Genomic DNA, 7,599 nt, shown 5'->3' with positions numbered 1-7,599 from the left:
CCGGTTCGGCCCGCCCCGGGCCGGCGGGTGGCGGCACTGCCGCGGGGAGTCGCTGGGGGCGCAGCGGTATCGCCGCCCCCGCGGGGCGGCAGCCCCCCGCCCGGCCGCCCCCGGGACCCCAACCGGCCCTTCACCGTTTCGGTGTTCGGCGATTCGATCGGGTGGACATGGATGCACTACCTGCCACCCACGCCGGGATTCGCGTTCCTCGACCACACCGTCATCGGCTGCAGCCTGGTGCGCGGCACGCCGTATCGGTACATCGGCCAAACCCTGGAGCAGAGAGCCGAATGCGACGGCTGGCCGATTCGATGGTCGAAACAGGTCAGCCAGGACCAGCCGGACGTCGCGCTGCTGATCATCGGCCGCTGGGAAACCGTCGACCGCGTCAACGAGGGGCAATGGACACACATCGGGGACCCCACCTTCGACGCGTATCTCAACGGCGAGCTGGAGCGGGCGCTGAACATCGTCAGCTCCACCGGCGTTCGAGTGGTGGTCGCCACCGTGCCGTACAGCAGGGGTGGCGAAAAGCCGGACGGCCGGCTGTATCCGGAGGATCAGCCCGACCGGGTGAACCTGTGGAACACCATGCTGCGCAAGACCGTCAGCCACCATCCGAATGTGCAAATCCTGGACCTGAACAAAAAGCTCTGTCCGGACGGCGTTTACACCGCCAAGGTCGACGGCATCAAGGTGCGCAGCGACGGCGTACACCTCACCCCCGAAGGGGTGAAGTGGTTGACGCCGTGGCTCGAGGAATCCCTGCGCTAATCGCCGGTGCGGCAGCTGATTTCCATGCTGTCGCTGTCCCGTACCGCAAAGTTGAAGCTGACGTAGCCGTTCGCGGGATTGCGCACCCGGTCCAGATACGGCTGGGTGTCTGCGGCGCTGGTGTTGTCGGCCACCACCAATGCGCCCGTCGACAACCGCGGTTCGAGCAGCTCGATCACCGGCAGATAGAGGTCCTTCCAACCGTCCAGCAAGACGAAGTCGATCGGCCCGTCCAGCTCGGCCAGCGTGGCCAGCGCGTCCCCTTCGAGGATGGTGATCGCCTCGTCCAGGCCGGTTTCGGCGAACGTCTTCCGAGCGGCGGCGATCTTGCTGTCGTTGAGTTCGGTCGTCACCACCCGCCCGGCGCCGTTGTCCCGCACCGCCGACGCCAGGTGGAGCGCGGAGATGCCGAACGACATCCCGAACTCGACGACGGTGCCCGGGCGGGTCGCACGCACCAGGGCGTACAGCAGCCGGCCCGCTTCGGGAGTGACCGGGATGTAGAACTCGCTCATCGCGTCGGCGCGCTCCTGCGCCGTCATCGGCCGGTCGAAGTCGCCATGCCGCTGACGTAACAGCGACATCTGGTTCTTCGCTTCGGTATACATGCGGTCGAGCACGGTCGCGACCTTCGGATCTTGCAGAGTGTTGGCCATGCTGTCGAGGGTAGGCGCGCGGTGGCCGGCGACCGACCGCGCGCAGGTCGGAGCGGCGGTGAGCCGCCGTAAGGGATATGTCAATCAGTTTGACGGGCCCTGAACCGCGGTGTAGAAAGGGTTTCGCAAGCACCTCGGTAGGTGAGGCGTCTGCATGGACACAGGCCACTGACCCCGAACGTCGAGAGACGCCCCGGGTCAGGACAGCTCTTCCCGGACCCAAGGGTTGAGCCCAAGTGGCTTCCGGAAGTTTCGGATACGCCGTGCAGTGCCGAAGCTCCGACGAGAGGGGTGCGCCGGCCGGCACGTCGCCGGCGTTCGTGCCTCTCCCGTTTCAGGTGATGTGTGACACCCGCGTGTGTCGTGGCCGTGAGGAGGTGAGGGCGAGATGAGCGAGACCAGTCCAAGCGATAGTCCGTATCCCAATTCCGTCTTGTCCCGATCCGGTTCCGGCATTCCTTCTGCCGCCTGAGCTTTCACGGGCGTTCCGGTGATTCGCGCGCAATGCCTGCCCGCGAGCTGCCGCCCCTGACCCCGCGCCATGAGCTGAGCCGATCGGACCTTCCCAAAGGAGAAGATCATGGCTTTTGTTGTCACACACCGCGTTCACGGTCGGACCGGGGGGCGCGGACGGGCGTTGCTCCGCTCGGCGCGGCTGTTGGTCGGCAAGGTGCACGCGCGGACCACCCTGACTCCCCAGGAGCGGGCCAACCTGTACGTGTCACGGATGCCGATCGCGGTCGTCACCGCCTCGCTGGGCGGGCACGCTTCGACCGGCAACCGGCGGTGACGGATTCCACGAGAACACCACGACCCTCGTCTCTTCCGAGGCCGTCGGCGCCGGCGCGTTGGGGCGGGCAGAACTACGGGATGGCTCTGCTATGGATCGAATCGTTCGGCAGCAGAACGATTTTGCCGCGGGTGTGCCGCTTCTCCAATTGTTCGTAGGCGTCGGCGACCCGATCCAGCGGATAGGTGGCGGCGACCTCGAAATCGATGGTGCCGCTGACGACGAGGTCGGCCATCTCGGCCAGCACCTCCGGGGTCGAAGCCTCGGCGCTGCCTTCGGTCTTGGCGCCGACTTCGCCGGCCTTCTGGAACGAGATGATGGTGTCGATTCGTTCGGGTGCGACGCCGAGGTCGACGGCGAGCTGCACGTAGTCGGGGCCGAACAGATCGATGAACGCGTCGATCCCGGTGGGCGCCGCTTCGCGCAGCCGCTCGGCCAGGCCGTCGCCATAAGGGATCGGGGTGACGCCGTGAGCCCGCAGCCAGTCGGCGTTGCCCGGTCCGGCGATGCCGAGCACCCGCGCCTCGCGCAGCACCAGAAGTTGCACGACGAGGCTGCCCACCCCGCCCGCCGCCGCCGAGACGGCCACGGTCTCACCCGGTTGCGGCGCCACCGCGCGGACGGCCGCGTACGCGGTCACGCCGACTACGTACAGCGAACCCGCGACCTCCCAACTGAGTTGGGCCGGTTTGCGAATCAGCTGGCCGACCGGCACCGCGGCATGGGTCGCGTGGCTGGAGCGGCGCAAGCTGAACCCCAAAACCTCGTCGCCGACCGAGAATTCGGTGACCCCGGGGCCTAGCGCGGTCACCACGCCGGCGAGGTCGCTGCCCTCGCCGGACGGAAACGTAGCGGGAAACATCTCATGTATCGCCCCGGTTCGGATGGCGGCCTCGCCGGGGTTGATCCCGGCGGCGCGGACCTCGACGACCACCTCACCGGCCGCGGGGACGGGCATGTCGATGTCCGCCACGTACAACACCTCGCGGTCCCCGTACCGGTCGAACCGAACGGCGCGCGCAGTCGCAACCGTCATCTCGATCTCCTCCCCGCCGCACCCATGGCCACCGACGCCAGCATAGGCGCTGGAAAACGGGTACCCACTGACCGTCGCGCGGGCACACGTTCGAGTGCGCCGCCGGCCAGGACGTGGAAGGAATGGCCATGGAGGTTGCTCGCATCGATGCCGCTGGATGGGCGGTCGCCACCGTCATGGCCGGCGCGACGCTTGCCGGCTGCGGGGGCGGCAACAACGCGTCCCCCACTGACTCGAGTTCCGCTGCGCGCTCTATGAGTTCCAGCGTCTCCAGCCCGTCGCCGGGCCAACCCATGGATTACAGCGCACTCCTGATCAAGCCGGCCGACATCGGCGGCGATCTCACCGCCCCGCAACCGCCCGTGCTGAACCCCAACAATGCGCCCGGTGTGGCTCAGCTGTTCGCGAGCGCCGACCACAGCCGTCGAATCGGCGACAGCATCCTCATCGTCGCCGATCCCGCGACGGCAGCGGCCGGAATCGACAGGACCCGAGCCAATTACGGCGGCACGGTCAACGGCACGTGGCAGCCGATCGACGTCGGCTCCAACGGGACCATCATCTCCGGCACATCGCCCGACACAGCGCAATCGGTGACGGTGTTGCTGTTCAGCGAGGGCAGAGCGCTGGTGAACCTCGAATTCCACAGCGCGCCTGGCGATCCGATCAATCCGGCCGTGGCCGTCGATATCGGGCGCAAGCAGGACGCCGCCATCAAGAAGGCGCTGCCCGGCTAGGCGCGCCGCGTCTACAGCAGGCCGAGCAATCGCAGATCGAAAACATACTTGGCGATCAAGTCCGCCGACAGATGCGGAATGTCTCTGTCCGCACCGAGTTTGGCGGCCTGGACCGCTGCGCGGAAGACCTCGGTCGGGGCCGGCGCGCCACGCAGCGGCCTCTCCGGCTTCCGGTAAGCATCCAGCAACGGCAGTACGGACTGTTGGCGCTGCTTGTCCGGTAGAGCCCGAAGCGCGGTGCCGAAGCGACCGAGCCACTCGTCGTAGTCGTCGATGCGCCGGATGTCGTGACGGTCGGCGATCAGCCAGTCCACGAACACGTCCAGCGAGATCCCGTCGTCGTGCGGGTTCATCACGTCATAGGAGCGAAACACCCCGACGGATCCCGTGTCGTCGGCGGCGGTCGCGATCTGCTCGCCGAGCGCGGTCACCGCTTCGGCCACGAAGTCGGCGGGCAGCCCGTCGTAATGTGCGACGGCCCGGCCACCGGCGTCGGTGGTCTCGTAGAACGACGACGGTGCGATGCCGGTGACGAGCAAGCTGAAGATCAGCCGCGTAAAGGCATCCGGCACGTTCAGCTGTCCGGCGTAGCGGCTGTGGGCGAGGATCATGTCGGACCGGAAGACGGCGACGGGAAGCTCGCACAGGTCATGCGCCTCGCGCAGCAGCACCTCGCCGGCCCACTTGCTGTTGGCGTACCCGTTGGCGTAGCTGCCGTCGACCGGCCGGACCGGGCTGATCGTGCGGATGTCGCCGTCCTCTTTGAAGTCGGCCGGATCGACGGACATGGCCACCGCGACCGTCGACAGGTAGGTCACCGGTTTGATGCGGGTGGTGATCGCCAGGCGGATAACCTCGGCGGTGCCAACGACATTGGGCCCGAACAGCTGATCGTAGGGCAGGACGTGGTTGACCAGCGCCGCCGGGTGGACGATCAAGTCCACGGTGCGGGCCAGCCCGTCCCACGTTGGCTGGTCCAGCCCCAGATTCGGTTCACCGATATCGCCGGCGACGACCTCGAGATGTTCGGCCGCGAGCTCGCGGAACCGCTCGACCAGATGCGGATCGCCGCTGCGGTAGACATCCTCCAGCCGCTTGGTGGCGGCCGCCGCGTCGGTGCCACGCACGAGACAGACCAGTTTTCCGCCCGTCTCGGCGAGCCGCTCCAGCCATTCCAGGCACAGGAAGCGGCCCAGATAACCGTTGGCGCCGGTCAACAGGACGATGCGCGGGGTGCCGGTGGCTCGCGGCAAGGCCGGGGTGCCGGCCAATGTTTTCGCGTCGATGAACTTGTCGAGGGTGAGGTCAGCGGCGCGGACCTCGGTGGCGTCCCGCCCGTGCACCGACCCGAATGTCGTTCGCCTGGACCCCGTTCGGCGTTCGGCCTCAACGTATTCCGCAAGCTGGCCCAAATCGGTGGCCGGGCCGATGATCATGCCGACCGGCACCTCGACGTCAAAGATGTCTCGCAGCAGGTTGGAGAAGGTCAAGGCCGACAGGGAATCTCCGCCGAGTTCGATGAACAGGGCATCGGGTTCGGGCGGGCCGCCGGCCAGGCCGAGCAGCGCTTCGGCGGCGCGAGCCAGCGTGTCGATGACCGGACGGTCGGCCACCCCCTCGCGCAGCGCCCGGAGCTCCGTCACCCGGTTGGTTGCCAGCTCCGCATACAACTGCTCGAGCCGTTCGCGGTAGTGCTCCTTGAGCTTCGGCCGGAGCAACTTGCCCACCCCGGACAGCAGCCCGTTGTCCTCGCTGAACGGCTCGGCCTCGACGAGAAAGTCGACGGGCACCTCGTAGGACTGCAGCTGGGCGAGTTTGCCTGACTGGCGCAGTGATTCGCGCAGGGCGGCCTTGAGCCCGTCGCCGTCGCCGGCGAACCTGTCCAGCGCGTCGGCGGTCGGGACCACGACCGCCAACAGGTACGGGCGTTCGCTGTTGCCGTAGACGAAGATCTGGCGAACCAGGGCCGCGCTGCTGAACACGGCCTCCAGGCGCGCGACGGCGACGAATTCGCCTTGGGCGAGCTTCAATACGTTGTTGCGCCGATCGACGTAAGCGAGCCGGCCCGGCTCCAGCTCGGCCATTACGTCCCCGGTCCGGTAGTAGCCCTGTTCGTCGAAGGCGTTGGCGGTGACATCCGGGCGCTTGAAGTATCCGGGCGTCGCGGTCAGCGATTTGACCAGCAGCTCGCCCCGCGGGAAAGGTTTGTCAGTAAGGAAATAACCCAGTTCGGGAACGTCGATGAGCTTGTATCCCAGAACCGGCGGCGCGGCGATCCGGCCGTCCTTGGTCACCATCCCGACCTCGGTCAGGCCGTAGCCGTCGAGGACGTGCACGTCCAGGCAGGCCTCCACAAAACTGCGCATCTCCGCCGCAAGCGGCGCGGTGCCACAGAACGCGGTGATGATGCGTCCGCCCAAAACCTGCTCGCGCAACTCAGCCCGCGCTTCGGCCTCGGCGGACGCCGGGTCGGTCCCCTGGAAGACCCGCCGGTCGACGGCGCTTTGGTAGCGCTGGTAGAGCATCTCCGCAACCCGCGGCACCAACCCCATTTCGGTGGGGCGCACCAGGTTCCAGTCGTCGAACAGCGTGGACAGGTCACTTTCGGGAACGAAGTAACTGGTGCCGCCCGCTTGGAACGCGGTCGACAACGGTATCCGGCCACCGAGGTGATTGAGCGGCATGAAGTTGACGTTGAACACGGGCGTGTCCGCGAAGTCGGGCATCAGCTCGTTGGTCCACAGCTTGCACAGCATGCGCTCGGTGTACATCGCGCCCTTGGGCAGTCCGGTGCTCCCCGAGGTGTACATGATCATGGCCAGGCGTTGATCGGTGTCACCGGTGTATGCCGGCTCGGGCGGCAGGGTGCGGCCCCGCTCGATCAACTCGTCGAACGTCTCGATCGTCACCGCCATCCCGGCCGCCGACAGCTCCACGCGAGCGCGCTCCAAAGCCTCGCGCTGATCGTCGATTTGGGGGGAGTAGTCGAAAACCACCACGCGCCGCAACGACGTGCTGCCCAGCGCTGCCTCGACGGCCAGATCCAGGTAGCCGGCACCAGCCGCGAGCACCCGCGGCTCCACCTCGGCGACGATCGGCTGCAACCGTGAGGCCGCCGCATTGTGCTGCAGCGGCACCGCCACCAGGCCGAGATAGGCACACCCCAGGTCGAGGGTCAGGTATTCCGCGCTGGCGAAACCCACTGTGGCGACGAAGTCTCCAGGCATCACCGGATCGGCGGCGTCGTGCTGCCAGGCGCTGGCGATCGCGCCCACGTTCGCCCACAGGTCTCGGTAGCTGATGGTGTCGAACCGGGGGAGCAGCTGCGCGGTGGTGCGGCCGGTCGCGGGATCGGCGACCAGCGACCGTGCCCGCCAACCCAGCGCCGGACGATCGGCATAGCCCTCGACGAAGGTCTGCAGGATCTGTGTAAGGCGAAGCTCCGGTTCGCGCGCCGCTCGTTGCAGTGCGGCATTCGGTTTGGTGCTGCGGAACTGTTCGTCCGTCGCGTCCAGTTGGCGAATACGTTCGGCAACCCGCTTCCGTACCGGACTGATCGAACCCTCGATGGTGGATTCTTGTTGTTCCGCATCACCGGTCATGGCC

Annotated in this window: 6 protein-coding genes and 1 riboswitch; of the genes, 3 read left to right on the top strand and 3 right to left on the bottom strand. The window is 67.3% G+C overall.

The annotated features are described in order from the left end of the window. A partial coding sequence (locus A5750_RS08945; protein ID WP_197505387.1) for an SGNH/GDSL hydrolase family protein occupies nucleotides 1–774 on the top strand: 774 nt, incomplete at its 5' end. On the opposite strand, the gene A5750_RS08940 is transcribed toward A5750_RS08945, so the two are convergent. Next, nucleotides 771–1,430, bottom strand: a complete 660-nt coding sequence (locus tag A5750_RS08940; RefSeq protein WP_066957312.1) for an O-methyltransferase — start codon at nucleotides 1,428–1,430, stop codon at nucleotides 771–773. The two genes, A5750_RS08945 and A5750_RS08940, sit on opposite strands and share 4 nt — an antisense overlap. A 126-nt stretch (nucleotides 1,431–1,556) precedes the next feature. After that, nucleotides 1,557–1,728, top strand: a riboswitch (M-box (ykoK) riboswitch). A 282-nt stretch (nucleotides 1,729–2,010) separates the two neighbouring features. Here A5750_RS08940 and A5750_RS25780 point away from each other — a divergent pair. Beyond that, nucleotides 2,011–2,220 (top strand): hypothetical protein, encoded by a 210-nt coding sequence (locus tag A5750_RS25780; RefSeq protein WP_067791583.1) that lies wholly within the window; start codon nucleotides 2,011–2,013, stop codon nucleotides 2,218–2,220. A gap of 73 nt (nucleotides 2,221–2,293) precedes the next feature. Here A5750_RS25780 and A5750_RS08935 read toward each other — a convergent pair whose 3' ends face one another. Continuing rightward, the gene (locus A5750_RS08935; protein WP_067262131.1) at nucleotides 2,294–3,256 is read right to left on the bottom strand and encodes an NADP-dependent oxidoreductase; all 963 of its coding nucleotides are present in this window, start codon (nucleotides 3,254–3,256) and stop codon (nucleotides 2,294–2,296) included. 128 nt (nucleotides 3,257–3,384) lie between these two features. Between A5750_RS08935 and A5750_RS08930 the strand changes: the two genes are divergently transcribed. Beyond that, nucleotides 3,385–3,993, top strand: a complete 609-nt coding sequence (locus tag A5750_RS08930; RefSeq protein ID WP_067262150.1) for a hypothetical protein — start codon at nucleotides 3,385–3,387, stop codon at nucleotides 3,991–3,993. 11 nt (nucleotides 3,994–4,004) lie between these two features. Here A5750_RS08930 and car read toward each other — a convergent pair whose 3' ends face one another. Further along, the gene (gene car, locus A5750_RS08925) at nucleotides 4,005–7,595 is read right to left on the bottom strand and encodes a carboxylic acid reductase (RefSeq protein WP_067262128.1); all 3,591 of its coding nucleotides are present in this window, start codon (nucleotides 7,593–7,595) and stop codon (nucleotides 4,005–4,007) included. Nucleotides 7,596–7,599 lie beyond the last annotated feature (4 nt).

Origin of the sequence: Mycobacterium sp. 852002-51613_SCH5001154 (genome assembly GCF_001667425.1) — a bacterium.
Lineage (GTDB): Bacteria > Actinomycetota > Actinomycetes > Mycobacteriales > Mycobacteriaceae > Mycobacterium.
The sequence above is the reverse complement of the archived record's forward strand: the minus strand, read 5'-3'. Positions and strand labels throughout refer to the sequence as shown.

Coding starts and splice junctions, on each gene's coding strand:
- car (WP_067262128.1), bottom strand. CDS start 7,595: ATGACCGGTGATGCGGAACAACAAGAATCCACCATCGAGGGTTCGATC.
- A5750_RS08930 (WP_067262150.1), top strand. CDS start 3,385: ATGGAGGTTGCTCGCATCGATGCCGCTGGATGGGCGGTCGCCACCGTC.
- A5750_RS25780 (WP_067791583.1), top strand. CDS start 2,011: ATGGCTTTTGTTGTCACACACCGCGTTCACGGTCGGACCGGGGGGCGC.
- A5750_RS08935 (WP_067262131.1), bottom strand. CDS start 3,256: ATGACGGTTGCGACTGCGCGCGCCGTTCGGTTCGACCGGTACGGGGAC.
- A5750_RS08940 (WP_066957312.1), bottom strand. CDS start 1,430: ATGGCCAACACTCTGCAAGATCCGAAGGTCGCGACCGTGCTCGACCGC.